The organism is Butyricicoccus sp. AM05-1, assembly GCF_003474415.1.
Taxonomy (GTDB): Bacteria; Bacillota; Clostridia; order Oscillospirales; family Butyricicoccaceae; genus Agathobaculum; species Agathobaculum butyriciproducens.
Genome location: NZ_QUDG01000033.1, coordinates 558 through 1,007 on the forward strand (window position 1 = coordinate 558; position 450 = coordinate 1,007).

At 49.3% G+C, this 450-nt stretch carries 1 protein-coding gene; it reads right to left on the bottom strand.

The features are described from left to right. Positions 1-41 precede the first annotated feature (41 nt). A partial coding sequence (locus tag DW088_RS15975) for a hypothetical protein (protein WP_158574734.1) occupies positions 42-450 on the bottom strand: 409 nt, incomplete at its 5' end.

Consider the following 450-nt stretch of genomic DNA (forward strand, 5'->3'; position numbering starts at 1 on the left):
TTAGGAAGATAATGCGCACCAGTGTCAAGCCATTTTTCTCGTTACGGCAACGGAAAATATGCGATGCTGATTGCAGGCCAATCGCTCTGCGAGTTATACGTTTCGAGCTTCGAGCAGAATACAAATTCCTTATAATAAGTGCCGTTTTTCTCAGCATGATCATTATAAGTATTCGATCCCATCGAACTGTTATAACGCTGAGTGCCGGTATACTGTCGGCTGGATGTGCCATCTAAGCAGGTCCGAATACCAGAGGTGCCACTGCTGTAGGAATAGCACCATTTGAGCACAATACACGGCTTTGCATAGCGTGTAGACCAGCCGGAACGAGTGTACTGACCGGAAATTGTGTCGAAAGTTGCCTTGCTGAGCAGATAGTTGTACGCAACATCGCTTGCGCATACCGCCGCGCGTGCCGTAGCAGACGCTGCCACGGCCGTCATAGCAACC